Annotated in this window: 13 protein-coding genes; 7 read left to right on the forward strand and 6 right to left on the reverse strand. The window is 62.2% G+C overall.

The window, feature by feature from the left end:
- Positions 1-56 precede the first annotated feature (56 nt).
- The 3 genes from preA to hydA all read right to left on the reverse strand — a co-directional run bounded on the left by preA (position 57) and on the right by hydA (position 4,322).
- On the reverse strand, positions 57-1,331 hold the full coding sequence (gene preA / locus TK06_RS02480) for an NAD-dependent dihydropyrimidine dehydrogenase subunit PreA (RefSeq protein ID WP_063320663.1): 1,275 nt from the start codon (positions 1,329-1,331) through the stop codon (positions 57-59).
- Positions 1,332-2,699 carry an NAD(P)-dependent oxidoreductase gene (locus tag TK06_RS02485; RefSeq protein WP_063320664.1) on the reverse strand — a complete coding sequence of 456 codons (1,368 nt, stop codon included), beginning with the start codon at positions 2,697-2,699 and terminating at the stop codon, positions 1,332-1,334. It abuts the gene before it with no gap.
- A gap of 183 nt (positions 2,700-2,882) precedes the next feature.
- A complete protein-coding gene (hydA, locus tag TK06_RS02490) occupies positions 2,883-4,322 on the reverse strand; it encodes a dihydropyrimidinase (protein WP_063320665.1) in 1,440 nt (479 codons plus the stop codon).
- 608 nt (positions 4,323-4,930) lie between these two features.
- Between hydA and TK06_RS02495 the strand changes: the two genes are divergently transcribed.
- The 4 genes from TK06_RS02495 (at position 4,931) to TK06_RS02510 (ending at position 9,825) form a co-directional block, all read left to right on the forward strand.
- Positions 4,931-6,409: an NCS1 family nucleobase:cation symporter-1 gene (locus TK06_RS02495; RefSeq protein ID WP_063320666.1), complete on the forward strand. Its 1,479-nt coding sequence runs from the start codon at positions 4,931-4,933 to the stop codon at positions 6,407-6,409.
- Positions 6,410-6,487: 78 nt separating this feature from the next.
- Positions 6,488-7,771, forward strand: coding sequence for a Zn-dependent hydrolase (locus TK06_RS02500; protein ID WP_063320667.1), 1,284 nt, complete (start codon positions 6,488-6,490; stop codon positions 7,769-7,771).
- Positions 7,772-7,855: 84 nt separating this feature from the next.
- On the forward strand, positions 7,856-9,340 hold the full coding sequence (locus TK06_RS02505) for a helix-turn-helix transcriptional regulator (protein ID WP_063320668.1): 1,485 nt from the start codon (positions 7,856-7,858) through the stop codon (positions 9,338-9,340).
- Between the two features lie 239 nt (positions 9,341-9,579).
- Positions 9,580-9,825 carry a DUF1652 domain-containing protein gene (locus TK06_RS02510; RefSeq protein WP_063320669.1) on the forward strand — a complete coding sequence of 82 codons (246 nt, stop codon included), beginning with the start codon at positions 9,580-9,582 and terminating at the stop codon, positions 9,823-9,825.
- Positions 9,826-10,010: 185 nt separating this feature from the next.
- On the opposite strand, the gene TK06_RS02515 is transcribed toward TK06_RS02510, so the two are convergent.
- Complete coding sequence (locus tag TK06_RS02515) at positions 10,011-11,396, reverse strand: sensor histidine kinase (RefSeq protein WP_063320670.1); 1,386 nt, start codon at positions 11,394-11,396, stop codon at positions 10,011-10,013.
- The gene (locus TK06_RS02520; protein WP_003202897.1) at positions 11,374-12,057 is read right to left on the reverse strand and encodes a response regulator transcription factor; all 684 of its coding nucleotides are present in this window, start codon (positions 12,055-12,057) and stop codon (positions 11,374-11,376) included. Before TK06_RS02520 ends, TK06_RS02515 begins: the two co-directional genes overlap by 23 nt.
- Before the next feature lie 271 nt (positions 12,058-12,328).
- Here TK06_RS02520 and hcnA point away from each other — a divergent pair, with 271 nt between their 5' ends.
- The 3 genes from hcnA to hcnC are packed head-to-tail and all read left to right on the forward strand — an operon-like array spanning position 12,329 to position 15,313.
- Positions 12,329-12,652 (forward strand): cyanide-forming glycine dehydrogenase subunit HcnA, encoded by a 324-nt coding sequence (gene hcnA, locus TK06_RS02525; protein WP_063325046.1) that lies wholly within the window; start codon positions 12,329-12,331, stop codon positions 12,650-12,652.
- Positions 12,649-14,058, forward strand: coding sequence for a cyanide-forming glycine dehydrogenase subunit HcnB (gene hcnB / locus TK06_RS02530; RefSeq protein ID WP_063320671.1), 1,410 nt, complete (start codon positions 12,649-12,651; stop codon positions 14,056-14,058). The genes hcnA and hcnB overlap by 4 nt, the downstream gene beginning before the upstream one ends.
- Entirely contained in the window at positions 14,051-15,313 is a 1,263-nt protein-coding gene (gene hcnC / locus TK06_RS02535) for a cyanide-forming glycine dehydrogenase subunit HcnC (RefSeq protein ID WP_063320672.1), read from the forward strand. The genes hcnB and hcnC overlap by 8 nt, the downstream gene beginning before the upstream one ends.
- A 281-nt stretch (positions 15,314-15,594) precedes the next feature.
- Here the strand turns inward: hcnC and TK06_RS02540 are convergent, their stop codons facing one another.
- Positions 15,595-16,200 carry a glutathione S-transferase gene (locus TK06_RS02540; protein ID WP_063320673.1) on the reverse strand — a complete coding sequence of 202 codons (606 nt, stop codon included), beginning with the start codon at positions 16,198-16,200 and terminating at the stop codon, positions 15,595-15,597.
- Positions 16,201-16,203: the final 3 nt, after the last annotated feature.

Consider the following 16,203-nt stretch of genomic DNA (forward strand, 5'->3'; position numbering starts at 1 on the left):
CTGAGGGCCTCATCGCGAGCAAGCTCGCGATGGCGTCAGCCCAGGCACCTCAACTTTCAAACCGCCACATGATAGGGATTACGCGGATCATGGTTCCAATCCAGGAACGGCTTGCCGGTGTCCACCGTCACCATCTCGATGCAGTCTTGCACCGGGCAGGTGATCTGGCACAGGTTACAGCCCACGCATTCCTCATCGATTACTTCATATTTACGTGTGCCGTCCGCTTGCTTGAGGCTGGCGATGGCCTGGTGTGAGGTGTCTTCGCAGGCGATGTGGCAGCGACCGCAACCGATGCACGCCTCTTGGTCGATTTTTGCGATGACCTGGTAGTTGATGTCCAGGTACTTCCAGTCGGTGGTGTTGCTCACTGCGCGACCGGAGAAGGCCTGGAGGTTGGCGTGGCCGTGCTCGTCCATCCAGCGTGACAGGCCGTCCTTCATCTCGTCGACGATACGAAACCCATGCAGCATTGCGGCGGTGCAGACTTGCACCGCGCCGCTGCCCAAGGCGATGAATTCCGCCGCGTCGCGCCAGCTGCCGATGCCGCCGATGCCGCAGATCGGTAAGCCTTGGGTCTGCGGGTCACGGGCGATTTCGGCGACCATGTTCAGGGCGATGGGCTTGACCGCCGAGCCGCAATAACCGCCATGGGTGCTCTGGCTGCCGACGCTGGGCAGGGCGACCATGCGGTCGAGGTCGACGCTGGTGATGGAGTTGATGGTGTTGATCAGCGACACCGCGTCCGCACCGCCGCGATGGGCGGCCCGGGCGGCGACGCGGATGTCGGTGATGTTCGGCGTGAGCTTGACGATCACCGGCAACGAGCAATAGGTCTTGCACCAACGGGTCACTTGCTCGACGTACTCTGGCACCTGGCCGACCGCCGCGCCCATGCCGCGTTCCGGCATGCCGTGGGGGCAGCCGAAGTTCAGTTCGATGCCGTCGGCACCGGTGGCTTCCACCAACGGCAGGATGCGTTTCCAGGATTCTTCGACGCAGGGCACCATCAGCGACACGATCAACGCCCGGTCCGGCCAATCCTTTTTCACCTGGGTGATTTCCCGCAGGTTGATCTCCAGGGAACGGTCGGTGATCAGCTCGATGTTGTTGATGCCCAACACCTCGCGATTGGCGCCGTAATGGGCTGAGTAGCGCGACGACACGTTCACTGCCGCCGGATCTTCCCCAAGGGTTTTCCAGACCACGCCCCCCCAGCCGGCCTCGAAGGCGCGGACCACGTTGTAGGCCTTGTCGGTGGGCGGCGCGGAGGCCAGCCAGAACGGATTGGGGGCTTTGATGCCGGCGAAGACAATCGACAGATCGGCCATTTACGCAGCCTCCACGTTGAGCATGAGTTGAGCGTTGATCGCCTCGGCGGCGAGCTTGCCGTGCTGCACGGCCTGCACGGTCAGGTCCTGGTCCAGGCTGGTGCAATCGCCGCCGGCGTAGACACCGGGAATGCTGGTGCGCAGGTGTTCGTCCACCAGGATTCGTCCGTCCTGGCGCTTGAGCTCCCGGGCCAGCGGGTCCACCAGTGCGTTGTCATCGAAGGCTTGGCCGATGGCTTTGAAAATGGCGTCGGCGGGCAGGTCGAAGGTGTCGGTGCCGATGACCAGCCGACCGTTTTCCAGGTGGGTGCGGGAGAAGCGCATGCCGCGCACATTCCCCGTGTCGTCGAGCAAGACCTGTTGCGGCTGCGCCCACGTCAACAGGCGCACCTGATTGGCCTTGGCGATGTCCTGTTCATGGACGGTGGCGCCCATGTCTTCCAAGCCGCGGCGGTACACCAGGTTGACATCCCGGGCGCCGAGGCGAGCCATCTGCACGGCCATGTCGATGGCGGTGTTACCGGCGCCGAGCACGATGCAGCGGTCGGCCAGCGGCAACTGGCTGAGGTCGTCGGCCTGGCGCAGTTCGCGGATGTAGTCGGTGGCGGCCAGCAGCCCCGGCGCCTGTTCGTCGCTCAGGCCCAGTTGTTTGCTGGCCGCCAGGCCGAGGCCGAGGAACACCGCGTCAAACTGCTGGTGCAGGTCGCTCAGGCTCAGGTTCTCGCCGAGTTTTTGGCCGTGACGGATTTCGATGCCGCCGATCTCCAACAGGAAGTCCAGTTCACGTTGGGCGTAGTCGTCCACCAGTTTGTACTTGGCGATCCCGTATTCGTTGAGGCCGCCGGCTTTTTCACGGGCTTCGAAAACCACCACGTCATGGCCGTGCATTGCGCTGCGATGGGCGCAGGACAAGCCCGCCGGGCCGGCCCCGACCACGGCGATGCGCTTGCCAGTGGTGGCGGCACGTTTGAACGGGTGTTCGCTGAAATGGGCGTTATCCACGGCGTAGCGTTGCAGCTGGCCGATCAATACCGGCGCGCATTCATGGACGTTGTTGCGCACGCAGGCTTGCTGGCAAAGGATCTCCGTGGGGCAGACCCGGGCACAACTGCCGCCGAGGATGTTGGCCGAGAGGATTTTCTGGGCCGCGCCTTGGACGTTGTCCTGGTGGATATTACGGATGAATGAAGGGATATCGATTTCGCTTGGACAGGCGTTCACGCACGGTGCGTCGTAGCAATACAGGCACCGGGAGGCTTCCAGGTGGGCCTGGCGCGCATTGAGCGGTGGTGCCAGGTCGCTGAAGCGGGCGGCGAGGGTGGCCGGGTCTTCCTGGGAATGGGGGAGGTGACTCAAGGGCTGGATCATGGAGTGGGCCTCACGGTGTTTGAGGTGCTGCCTCTGGTGGGCAGTGGTTTTTTTCGTTGCCTTGATCGTTCCCACGCTCTGCGTGGGAATGCGGCCCGGGACGCTCTGCGTCCCAGAGCGGAACGCGGAGCGTCCCCAGAGGCATTCCCACGCGGAGCGTGGGAACGATCAAAGGCCCGGATTTCAGCGTTTCACGGCGGTTGGCTTGTTCAACTCCGCCCGCTTGCTCAGCAAATCGAACACCGCCGGGTACGCCGGCCGCTCGATATAGCGCCCCGCGCTGCGCTCGGCCCGTAGGTCGCCGTCGGCCCACACCAGCCGGCCCTGGCTGATGGTGTGGCTGGGCACGCCGCGCACGGTCTTGCCTTCGAAGATGTTGAAGTCCACCTGCTGATGGTGGGTCTTGGCGGAAATCGTGCGGCTGCCTTGCGGGTCCCAGAGCACCAGGTCGGCATCGGCGCCGACGCGGATCGCCCCTTTGCGCGGGTAGAGGTTGAAGATCTTCGCGGTGTTGGTGGAGGTGAGGGCGACGAAGTCGTGCATCGACAATTTGCCGCTGTTGACCCCCTCGTCCCAGAGCACGGCCATGCGGTCTTCGATACCGGCGGTGCCGTTGGGGATTTTGCTGAAGTCGTCGCGACCGGCGGCTTTCTGTTCCGCGCAGAAACAGCAGTGGTCGGTGGCGGTGGTGTGCAGGTTGCCGGATTGCAAGCCGTGCCAGAGTGCTTCTTGATGCCCGCGTGGGCGGAAGGGCGGGCTCATCACGTAGCCGGCGGCGGTCTGCCAGTCGGGGTCGCGATAAACACTGTCGTCCAGCAACAGATGCCCGGCCAGTACTTCACCGTAGACCGGTTGGCCCTTGCTGCGGGCGTAGGTGATTTCGTCCAGCGCTTCCTTGGTGGACACGTGCACCAGGTACAGCGGTGTGCCCAGGGTTTCGGCGATGCGGATGGCCCGGCTCGCGGCTTCGCCTTCCACTTGCGAAGGACGCGACAACGGATGGGCCTCGGGGCCGGTGATGCCCTGGGCCAGCAGTTTGCGTTGCAGGTGGTAGACCAGTTCGCCGTTTTCGGCGTGCACGGTGGGCACCGCGCCCAGTTCCAGGCAGCGCTCGAAGCTTGCCACCAGGGTATCGTCGGCCGCCATGATCGCATTCTTGTAGGCCATGAAATGCTTGAAGCTGTTCACGCCGTGATGGTTGACCAACTCGGCCATTTCTTCGCGGACCTGTTCGCTCCACCAGGTGATTGCCACGTGAAAACCGTAGTCGCTGGCACTTTTCTCGGCCCAGCCACGCCATTGGTGAAAGGCTTCCATCAACGATTGCTGGGGGTTGGGAATCACGAAGTCGATGATCGACGTGGTGCCTCCGGCCAGACCTGCCGCCGTGCCGCTGAAGAAGTCCTCGCTGGCGACCGTGCCCATGAACGGCAACTGCATATGCGTATGGGGATCGATGCCGCCGGGCATCAGGTATTGACCGCCGCCATCGAGCACTTCGACAGCGGCCGGAACATCCAGGTTGTCACCGATGGCCTTGATCACGCCGTCGGCGCAAAACACATCGGCGCGATAACTTTCATCATGGGTAATAACGGTGGCGCCACGGATCAACAGAGACATTCCGAGTTCCTCGCAGGCATGACCGACTGTTGCCGGTTCTTTATGTTTTATCGATCACGGTAGGTAAAGTCGTGGCGGTTTATATTCTTGTCACGACTGTCAGGATTAGACGCTAGCTGGAGTTTATGAAATGAGCAAGATTATTTTTTATAAGTTTATTTGTTAATTAACTTATTGAAATTAAAGGATTAATTTATAAATTCACCAAAATGGTGAGCCTGCTCACCATTTTGACGCACTTGACAGGATCGTTATTTGAGCGAGATTTGTCATGGTAAATCAGCGGCTTGAAAGCGTTGCAAGTGCGGTCTAGACACCTTGCGTTGATCCGGGGTGCACCACTTTGAATCTCCCCCTCGACAGGGCGTGAAGGTCATCTAGCCTCAAGAGCGGTAAGCCGGGAGTGAAACAAGGCAATAACGTGGCTCTAAAACGTTAAACATCAAAAGGTTGAAAGGGTTATATCGATCATCCGGTCAGCTCAGCGCATTATCCGGCACGGTTATTGAGTGCCGTCGTGGGTCTGGCGGGGTGGTCGGTAGCACGCGTGCAAGTACTCCGGCCATCGCCCGTCGATGAGCAAAAATAATGAAAACAGTGGAGCGGACATGACCAGATCAACAGTGACCGAGCGCGACGGATTGTTCGAGCTTGAAGCCGGCAGCGACGTCCTCGACAGCCCCCGTTATAACCACGACATCGCGCCGACCAAGGTGCATGAGCGAACCTGGAACAAATGGCACATCACTGCACTGTGGGTGGGCATGGCGATTTGCGTGCCGACCTACACCCTCGGTGGCGTGCTCACCGCCTATTTCGGCCTGACGGTGGGCGAGGCGCTGCTGGCGATTCTGTTTGCCAACATCATCGTGCTGATCCCCCTGACCCTGAATGCCTTTGCCGGAACCAAGTACGGCATTCCGTTTCCGGTGCTTTTGCGTTCATCCTTCGGCGTGATTGGTTCCAACGTGCCGTGCCTGATCCGCGCCCTGGTGGCCTGTGGCTGGTTCGGGATCCAGACCATGTTCGGCGGGCTGGCGATCCACCTGTTTCTCGGCTCGGTGTTCGAAGGCTGGAAGAGCCTGGGTGGCACCGGCGAAGTGATCGGCTTCATGGTGTTCTGGGTCATCAACCTGTGGGTGGTGCTGCGCGGTGCCGAGTCGATCAAGTGGCTGGAAACCTTGTCAGCGCCGCTGCTGGTGCTGGTGGGCGTCGGTCTGTTGGTGTGGGCATTGCCCAACGTTTCATTGACTGAACTGATGGCGGTCCCGGCCAAGCGTCCCGAAGGCGCCGGCGTGACCAGCTACTTCCTTGCCGGCCTGACGGCCATGGTCGGTTTCTGGGCTACGCTGTCGTTGAACATTCCTGACTTCAGCCGTTATGCCAGGAGTCAGAAAGACCAGATCGTGGGGCAGATCATTGGCCTGCCATTGACCATGTTCCTGTTCGCCTCCCTCGGCGTGGTCATGACCGCCGCCTCGGAAAAACTGGTGGGGGTGACCGTCTCCGACCCGGTGACCTTGATCGGGCACATCCAGAGCCCGGTGTGGGTGGCTCTGGCGATGGTGCTGATCATTGTCGCCACGCTCTCGACCAACACCGCCGCCAACATCGTTTCGCCCACCAACGACTTCCAGAACCTGGCGCCGAAACTGATCGGCCGCACCAAGGCGGTGATGCTCACCGGGTTGGTGGGGCTGGCGCTGATGGCCCACGAACTGCTGAAGAAGCTTGGCCTGATTGTGTCCGAGGTCAGCCTGGAGTCGGTCTATTCCAATTGGCTGCTGGGCTATTCGAGCCTGCTGGGGCCGATTGCCGGGATCATGGTGGTGGATTATTTCCTGATCAAGAAACAGCAACTGGACCTGGCCGGGTTGTACCGCGACGACGTTTACCCGGCGTGGAACTGGAACGGCTTCATCGCCTTTGGCGTGCCGGTGGTGCTGACGCTGCTGTCCCTGGGCAGCGATGCGTTCAGTTGGTTCTACAGCTACGGCTGGTTCACCGGCTCGGCGCTGGGCGGGGTGATTTATTACGGGTTGTGCAGTCTGCGTGCGAGCCCATCCATCGCCAAATCTGCGGTGTGAAGGCGGGCCTCATCGCGAGCCTGCTCGCGATGGCGGCCCCAGACACACCAAAAAATGCCTGAAAAAAGGAGAACCCTCATGAATGCTGCCATCGATGTCCTACAGTCCACCCACCCGCACATCAACCGCGATCGCCTGTGGCAGTCGCTCATGGACCTGGCCCAGCTCGGTGCCACGGTCAAGGGCGGTGTGTGTCGGCTGGCCCTGACCGACCTCGACCGCCAGGCCCGCGACCTGTTCGTGCAATGGACCCAGGCGGCGGGCTGCACCGTCAGCATCGATGCGGTGGGCAACATCTTCGCCCGTCGCCCGGGGCGCAATCCGAACCTGCCACCGGTGATGACCGGCAGCCACATCGACACCCAGCCCACCGGTGGCAAGTTCGACGGCTGCTTTGGCGTGCTCTCCGGGCTGGAAGTGTTGCGCACCCTCAACGACCTGAACATCGAAACCGAAGCGCCGCTGGAAGTGGTGGTGTGGACCAACGAAGAAGGCTCGCGTTTCGCCCCGTGCATGATGGGCTCCGGCGTGTTCGCGGAAAAATTCACCCTCGAAGAAACCCTCGCCAAGGTCGACGCCGAGGGCATCAGCGTGGGCCAGGCGCTCAATGCCATCGGCTATGCCGGCCCGCGCCCGGTCAGCGGGCATCCGGTGGGGGCGTATTTCGAGGCGCACATCGAACAGGGGCCGATCCTCGAAGACGAGGGCAAGACCATCGGTGTGGTGATGGGCGCATTGGGACAGAAATGGTTCGACCTGACCTTGCGCGGCGTCGAGGCCCACGCCGGCCCGACCCCGATGCACCTGCGTAAGGACGCCCTGGTGGGCGCCTCGATCATCGTCGGCGCCGTCAACCGCGCCGCCCTCGGTCATCAACCCCATGCCTGCGGCACGGTCGGGTGCCTGCAAGCTTATCCGGGGTCGCGCAATGTCATCCCCGGCGAAGTGCGCATGACCCTGGACTTTCGTCACCTGGAACCGGCGCGGCTGGATTCGATGATCGCCGAGGTCAAGCAGGTGATCGAAGACACCTGCCAGCAACACGGCCTGACCTTCGATTTGAAACCCACGGCCGATTTCCCGCCGCTGTATTTCGACAAGGGCTGCGTCGACGCCGTACGCGGCGCGGCCCAAGGGCTGGGCCTATCCCACCTGGACATCGTCAGCGGTGCCGGTCATGACGCAATCTTCCTCGCCGAACTGGGCCCGGCCGGGATGATCTTCGTGCCTTGCGAAGGGGGTATCAGCCACAACGAAATCGAAAACGCCGCCCCGGACGACCTCGCCGCCGGTTGCGCAGTGCTGCTGCGAGCGATGCTGGCCGCCTCACAAGCGATTGCCGAGGGGCGCATGGCGGCTTGAAGGGCCGATGCACTATTGCAAACCCATGTGGTCGTAACCTTCAACGCATCCATGCTTGAAACCTACTGACCACATGGAGACCCAATGAATCAGCAAGTCCCGACCACCGATACCAACCGTCGTCAATTGCTGCAGATCATTGCCGGGCTGTCCGACGGGGTGATGTTGATCGAGGTCGACCAGACCATTGCCTGGGCCAACGCAGCGGCCTTGGCGATGCACGGGGTCAAGGATCTCAGTGAGCTGGGCACCACGGCCAGGCAATACGCCCGGCGTTTCAATTTGCGTTATCGCAACAATCACCCGCTGAGCGACGACAACTACCCCATCGCCCGGGTTGCCCGTGGCGATGAGTTCAGCGATGTGCTGGTGGAAGTCACGCCCCAGGCCGACCCGGATCGGACCTGGGTGCATCGGATCCGCAGCATGGTGCTGGCCGATCGCAACGGCGAGCCGGAGCTTCTCGTGCTGATCCTCAGCGATGCCACCGAATGGGCCAGCGCCGAGCAGCGCTTCGAGAAAACCTTCGGGGCCAACCCGGCACCGGCGGTGATCTGTCGCCTCAGTGACCTGCGTTACATCAAGGTCAATCCGGGATTCCTGGAGATGACCGGCTACAGTCGCGAGCAGGTGATTGGGCGTTCGGTCTATGAGCTTGACGTGCTTGAAGCCGCCGAAAGACGCGACCTGGCCATCGAACGCCTGGGGCAGGGCGCGACCATTCCGCAAATGCAGGCCGAGTTGAAATTGCCCGACGGCACCTGCAAACAGGTGATCGTCGCCGGCCAGCCGCTGGACCTGCACGACGAAGACTGCATGCTGTTTTCCTTCATGGACATGGAGCCGCGACGCAAGGCGGAAACGGCTCTGCGCCAGAGCGAGGAGCGCTTTGCCAAGTCGTTCCGCCTGTCGCCCGTACCCACGCTGGTGTGCAGCGCTGAACAGCAGTTGTTGGAAATCAACGAGGCGTTTCTCCAGACCACCGGTTACGCCAGCGAAGAGCTGTTGGGAAAAACCGTGGAGGAAATCGGCTTTCTCGACAAGGACGCCAGCGCCGCGCTGTTTGCCCGGCTGGAAAAAGCCGCCGCTGTCTCGAGTATCGACGTCAAGGTGCACAAGAAGGGTGGCGAACTCATCGACTGTGAGGTCGCCGCCGATACGGTGCTCATCCAGGACAAACCTTGCTATCTGTTGGTGCTGATGAACATCACCGAGCGCAAACGCTCGGAGCTGGAGCTGGTGGCGGCTATCGAAGAGGTGATGAAAGACGCGTCCTGGTTCAGTCGGACCCTGATTGAAAAATTGGCTAACGTGAAGAGCATCAACGCCCACGTGCCCAGCGTGTCATTCACCGAGCTGACGGCCCGGGAGCGCGACGTGCTGGGGCTGATTTGCGAAGGCTTGGCAGACAAGGAAATCGCCGCACGCCTGAAGCTGGCGCCCAATACCGTGCGCAATCACGTGGCTACGCTGTATTCGAAACTGGATGTCCATAGCCGCAGCGAGGCGATTGTCTGGGCGCGGGAGCGAGGCTTATTCGCGAACGAATGGCGAATGAAGGCACCATGATAGCCAGTGCAAATGCACCGGGCATGCTGGTGCAAATTCGGGTTTTGCATGGGGGTTCGGTTCCTTAGGCTGTCAGTGTGCGACATCGTCTGTGATGTCGCGTCCCCACGAAACAGTCAAGGAATACGCCACAATGTGCAGTGAACTAACCCAGTATGAGAGCGACAGGATGCCTATGCGGACCAGGAGGTCGGTGCTGTCCACCGTTCATTTGTGCCCCCAGGGCTGAGGTGCATCTCATGACCCATCTGGCCCCCTTGCGCACTCGCCTGGAAGAAAGCTTTACGCCGCTGGCCTGCGAATGCAGCCTCAATGGTGACGGCACCCTCACCGTACGCCTGTATCACCGTGAAAGCGGTGAGGTGGACCTGGTGGTGAGCGGCATGAGTGTCGACAGCGTCCGCTCGGAAGAGAGCATCGCCAAGTTGATCGAAGAGCTGCGCTATGAGCTGGAAAATATCCCGCTGCATCGCGGTGACCCTTGAGGGACGGAATGGCCAGTGAGTGAGCCCGGTGTGGCGAGGGGATTTATCCCCGTTCGAGTGCGAAGCGCTCGCCATTGCAAACGAAGCACGGAATCGGGGCTGCTTCGCAGCCCAACGGGGATAAATCCCCTCGCCACAAGTGATGTGTTTCACAGGTCCCGATGGGTTTCCACAACCCCGACGAGCTAAAGCAACGTCCCCCGGCAATCGAGCACCAACCGCGCGCCGCCGTGTTCGCTGCTGCCTACCTCCAGCGTGAACCCATGCAGATTGACGATCGCCGCGACGATCGACAGGCCCAGGCCGAATCCGCCGTGCTGGCTGCTGCCCTCGGCACGGTAGAAACGGCGAAACACGGCCTTGCGCTCCGCCTCGGGGATGCCCGGGCCCGAGTCGAGCACTTCGATGCGGGTGCTGTCGCCCTGATCGACCCCACGCAGGATCACTGTGCCTCCCGGCGGGGTGAACTTGATGGAGTTGCTCAGCAGGTTCGAGACGGCCTCGAACAATAATGCCCGGTCGCCGTTGAGCAGGGGCAGCGCATCAGGCACCTCGAGGCTGAAGGTCAGCTCGCCTTCCTCGGCCAGCGGCAGGTAAAAGTCATGCAGCTCCTGCAATAACTGCAGCGGGTCGAGGCGCACGAAACCCGAGCGCCGCTGCTGGTCTTCCAGCTCGGAAATCCGCAACAACCCCCGAAACCGCGCCATCAGGGTGTCGGTCTCGGCGATCACCTGATCCATTTGCAAGGCCTCGGGCGAGCCGTCCGGCGCCTGTTGCTGGATGCGATAGAGTTGGGCACGCAGACGCGTCAAGGGGGTGCGCAGGTCATGGGCGATGTTGTCGCACACGCCCTTGACCTCATTCATCAAGCGTTCGATGCGGTCGAGCATGGCATTGACGATCGCCGCCAGCATGTCCAATTCATCACGCCGGCTCGACAGCGGCAGGCGATGGGTCAGGTCGCCGGCAACGATGGCTTCGGCACTGGCCTGCAACTGGCGAATCCGTCGTAGCGGTCGACGGCGCAGCAGATGCCAGCCGGCGATACCCGGCAGGATCGTCAGCGATACCCCCCAGAACAGCGCGTGCAAGATGATGCGGGTCACGGCGAACAACGAGCCATTGTCCCGCGCAAGTACCAGCCAGCGGCCGTCCTGGGTCCGGCTCGCCACCGCGTCACAACTGTCGGAAGGCACGCTGGGGTCGTCGGAATCGACGCAACCGCCGAGCATGTGGATCTTGCCGTCCAACGGCAGGTCCGCCGGGATCCGCACGATCGGCCCGCTCAAATGGCGCAGTTGCGGATCGAACAGCCCGTAGGCGTCGACACCGCGCTCGTCCAGCGTCAGGCTGGCCATGAGCGCATCTTCCAGTTGATCGCCATGGATCCGGGCGAACAGGTGCTGGCGCTGCATCAGGGAGTGCTTGGCCAGGCTGTCGAGGTAGCCAAATACCTCGTAGTACATCACCCCCATCAGGATCGCGCTCCAGATCACGAACAGCGAACTGTACAGCGCCAGCAGACGGCTGCTGGAGGAGCGCCAGCCTTTAGCAGGGTTCAGCAATGACATAGCCGGAACCCCGTACCGTGCGAATCAGCGGTTCCAGGCCCGGCGGGTCGATTTTCTTGCGCAGGCGGCCAATGTGCACGTCGATCAGGTTGGTGCCAGGGTCGAAGTGATAGCCCCAGACTTCCTCGAAAATCATCATGCGCGAGAGGATCTGCCCGCTGTTGCGCATCAGGAATTCCAGCAGCTTGTATTCGGTGGGCAGCAGGCTGAGCAGTTGCCCGTTGCGGCTGGCTTCTCGGCTGATCAGGTTCAGCTCCAGGTCGGCTACCCGCAGTACGGTTTCCGGCTCGCGGGCGCCATTGTTGCGCCGCAGCAGCACTTCGACCCGGGCGGCCATTTCGTCGGTGGCGAACGGTTTGGTCAGGTAATCGTCGCCGCCGGCCCGCAAGCCACGGACCCGCTCGTCCACGTCGGAGAGGGCGCTGATCATCAGGATCGGCGTGGCCACGCCCATGGTGCGCAGCGTGGTGACGATCACCAGGCCGTCGAGCTCGGGCAGCATGCGGTCGAGGGTGATCAGGTCGTAGTCGCCGCTCACCGCCCGTTCCAGGCCTTCGCGGCCGTTGTCGACCCAATCGACGTCCAGGCCGTTGCGGGTCAGCTCGGCGACGATTTCACGGGCGGTCACGGCGTCGTCTTCGATGGTCAGGATGCGGTTCATGGGCGGTACCGTGTGGGGAAGTTGATGCTATTGCGCAGCATTCTGCCAAAGAATAGCTGTCGGCTTTCTGAAAAAAAGTTCATGAGCCGGCATGCGGATTCCCTGGCCTGGATCAACACTTGGTCACAAATAATCCCTAACATAAATCGGTGCGAACCATCATGTTGTGTCTGTTGCCCTGTTGTAGCGCACTGTCGCTGCCGGGCACTGAAGCATGTGGTGTACCGCAAGGAGCCGAAACCTCACAGAACCTTCAAGGAAGAGCAGTATGATGCAACCTCAAGACCTTCTACGCCGAAAATTTGATATCCAGCCGCTGACCCAGGCCGACATGACGGTGCGCCTGGACGGGCAGGCCGTCAGCGCCGCCCACGGTGAAACCGTCCTCACCGTCATCCAGTCCCTGGGTCAACGGCAGGTGGCCCGCAACGATCACGACCAGATCAGCGGTGCCTATTGCGGCATGGGTGTATGCCAATGCTGCCTGGTCAAGATCGATGGCCGCCACAAGCGCCGCGCCTGCCAGACCCTGGTACGCCCCGGCATGCAGATCGAAACCCGGGTCAACCGCATCACCGAAACGGAGGCGCCATGAACCTCGATCCGGTGATTGTCGGCGGTGGGCCGGCGGGGATGGCCGCAGCCATCGAACTGGCCTCCCACGGCGTGCGCTGCACCTTGCTCGAAGAAGCGCCGCGCCTGGGGGGCGTGGTGTATCGCGGACCGTTGCGCGATGGCGTGCGCCTGGATTACCTGGGCCCGCGCTACAGCGAAGCCCTGGAGAAACTCCACGGTGAATTCCAGCAACACGCCGGCCTGATCGACGTGCGATTGAGCAGTCGTGTCATGGGGGCCGAAGGCTTCCGGGCGCTGGTGCTGCTGGATGCCGACGAGCGCCTGGGCGAGGTCGCCTATTCCCATCTGGTGCTGGCGGCCGGTTGTCACGAACGCAGCGTGCCGTTTCCGGGCTGGACCCTGCCGGGCGTGATGATGCTCGGGGGCCTGCAATTGCAGATCAAGAGCGGTGTGGTCAAGCCGCCGAGCCCGGTGGTGATCGCTGGCACCGGTCCGTTGTTGCCACTGGTGGCTTGTCAACTGCACGCATCGGGCGTGGCGGTGGCGGGTGTGTATGAGGCCTGTGCGTTCGGCCGGATCGCCAAGGAAAGCCTGGCGTTGCTGAACAAGCCGCAACTGTTCCTCGACGGCCTGAGCATGTTGGCCTACCTCAAGCTCAATCGCATTCCCGTGCGCTATGGCTGGGGCGTGGTGCAGGCTGACGGCGAGGGAGCGTTGAGCGTCGTTACCGTCGCGCCTTACTCCACAAGCTGGGAACCCGACCTCAAACGCGCTGAACAGGTCCCGGCCCAGACGCTGGCGGTCGGCTACGGGTTTATCCCGCGGACTCAATTGAGCCAGCAAATGGGCCTGGAGCACGGTTTCAGCGACGACGGCTATTTGCGGGCCGTGTCCGATGCCTGGCAACAGAGCAGCGAAGCGCACATTCACCTGGCCGGCGACATGGGCGGGATTCGCGGCGGTGAAGCGGCCATGCTGAGTGGACGCATCGCGGCGCTGTCGATCCTGATGCAACGCAACGTGCTGGATCCGTCCACGGCCCTGGCGCGCCGCGAACGCTACCAGGCGCAACTGGAGCGGATCATTCGCTTCCGCGCCGCCGTGGACCGCTACACCCAGCGCGGCGCCGGGCAAACCGCGTTGCCGGCCGCCGATACGGTGATCTGTCGCTGCGAGCACACCACCCGCGCCGACATCGACCGGGCCTTGGAGCAGGGTGTGCAAGACATGGCCAGCCTGAAAATGCGCACCCGCGTGAGCATGGGCGATTGCCAGGGGCGGATGTGTGTCGGCTATTGCAGCGACCGCTTGCGCGAGGCTACTGGGCGTGCCGACGTGGGCTGGCTGCGACCGCGTTTCCCCATCGATCCGATTCCCTTCTCAGCGTTCCAGAACCTGGGCACGGAGGCCGTTTCCCATGATTAAGCACTATGACGTGGTCATCGCCGGTGGCGGTGTGATCGGCGCCTCCTGTGCCTATCAACTGTCCAAGCGCAAACACCTGAAAGTCGCCCTGATCGACGCCAAGCGCCCCGGCAACGCGACCCGCGCTTCGGCGGGCGGCCTGTGGGCCATTGGTGAGTCGGTGGGCCTGGGCTGCGGGGTGATTTTCTTTCGCATGATGTCGGCCAACCGCAAGCGCCAGACCCAAGGCGCCGCGGTGGCGGTGGACGCCAGCACGCCGCATATCCTGCCCCAGTCGTTCTTTGATTTCGCCTTGCAGTCCAACGCGATGTATCCGCAGTTGCACCGCGAGTTGATCGACAACCATGGCATGGATTTCAAGTTCGAGCAGACCGGGCTCAAGTTCGTGATCTACGACGACGAAGACCGTCTGTACGCCGAGCACATCGTCGCCTGCATTCCCCACCTGGCGGACCAGGTGCGCTGGCTTGACCAGGCTGCGCTGCGTGAGGCGGAGCCGAATGTCAGCCATGAAGCCTTGGGGGCGCTGGAGTTTCTCTGCGATCACCAGGTCAGTCCGTTCCGCCTGGCCGATGCCTACACTGAAGGCGCCCGGCAGAACGGTGTCGACCTGTTCTTCAACACCAGCGTGACCGAGGTGCTGCGCAGCGGCACGCGGGTGACAGGCGTGAAAACCGCCGAGGCGGGGACGTTCAACTGCCAGACCCTGATCAACGCGGCCGGTGCCTGGGCGGCGGACCTGAGTGAGCAGGCCACTGGCGTGCGGATTCCGGTCAAACCGGTCAAGGGGCAGATCCTGTTGACCGAGCGCATGCCGAAAATCCTCAACGGCTGCCTGACCACCAGCGACTGCTACGTGGCGCAGAAAGACAACGGTGAGATCCTCATTGGCAGCACCACCGAAGACAAAGGCTTCGACGTGACCACGACCTATCCGGAGATCGAAGGGTTGGTGCAAGGCGCAGTACGGTGTATCCCGCAATTGGTCGACATCAACCTGAAACGAACCTGGGCCGGCCTGCGCCCGGGGTCACCTGATGAATTGCCGATCCTGGGGCCGATGCGCGGGGTAGAGGGCTACCTCAACGCCTGCGGTCATTTCCGCACCGGCATCCTGACCTCGGCCATCACTGGGGTGCTGCTGGACAAGCTGGTGAACAACGAACCGCTGCCGCTGGACCTTACGCCGTTCCTGGCGGATCGCTTCGAAGTGGCACCGAGTGTCGTCGAGCCGAAGGACCTGGAGCTGGCCTGAAGGGGACCCATGAAGGAGCTGAGGTGAACACCTCTCCCACAGTTACCCGAAAATAACTGTGGGAACATGCACGAATCTGCCCATCGCCACCGTCCCCAGTGGCGAGGGAGCTTGCTCCCGCTGGGGCGCGAAGCGGCCCTGAGACCTGGCGACTCGGTGTGTCAGGCAAATGGTTGGGGCTGCTGCGCAGCCCAGCGGGAGCAAGCTCCCTCGCCACAAGGGATTGGCTGGATACACAATCGAAGTACACCGCCGAATCCCACAGAAACCACACCCATCCGTTATTCCATCGGCGTGCTGACAAACGCCTCCAACCCTTCGGCATAGGCGGTGAACGCGCTGATCAACGGGAAAGCCTTGCCCTGCACCTGGTCCGGCACCACCAGGTTGGTGAAGCTCCAGGCCACCGCGACAGTGAGGCCGGCCTGATCGAGTTTGCCATCAGTGCTCAACGGCTGTTTTTCCAGTTCCTGCTCCAGCATTCCATAAGCCGCCGCCAGTTGGCCTTCTACGCGTTCAACCCAAGGCGCGTGCTGGATCTCCCGCAGGTTGCGTTCATAGTAGATCTGCACCGACTTCTCACAGGCCGCCAAGGCCAATCCAATCAGGCGCAGTGATCGCACCCGCTGCCCAAGGTCGGCCGGCATCAAGCTTTTCCCCGGAGCAGCCAAGGCCTCCAGGTAATCGATGATCAACGTGGAGTCCATTAGCACCGAGCCATCGTCCAGCACCAGGGTCGGGGCCTTGACCACCGGGTTGATGCGCTGGAACTGTTCGAAATGCCTGAACACCGAAACGGACTCGTGCTCCAGGGCAACCCCCAGGCACTTGGCGGAAATGGCGACGCGTCTTACATAGGGCGAATCCAGCATGCCGATCAGTTTCATGAC

Source organism: Pseudomonas fluorescens (genome assembly GCF_001623525.1).
GTDB classification, from domain to species: Bacteria; Pseudomonadota; Gammaproteobacteria; order Pseudomonadales; family Pseudomonadaceae; genus Aquipseudomonas; species Aquipseudomonas fluorescens_Q.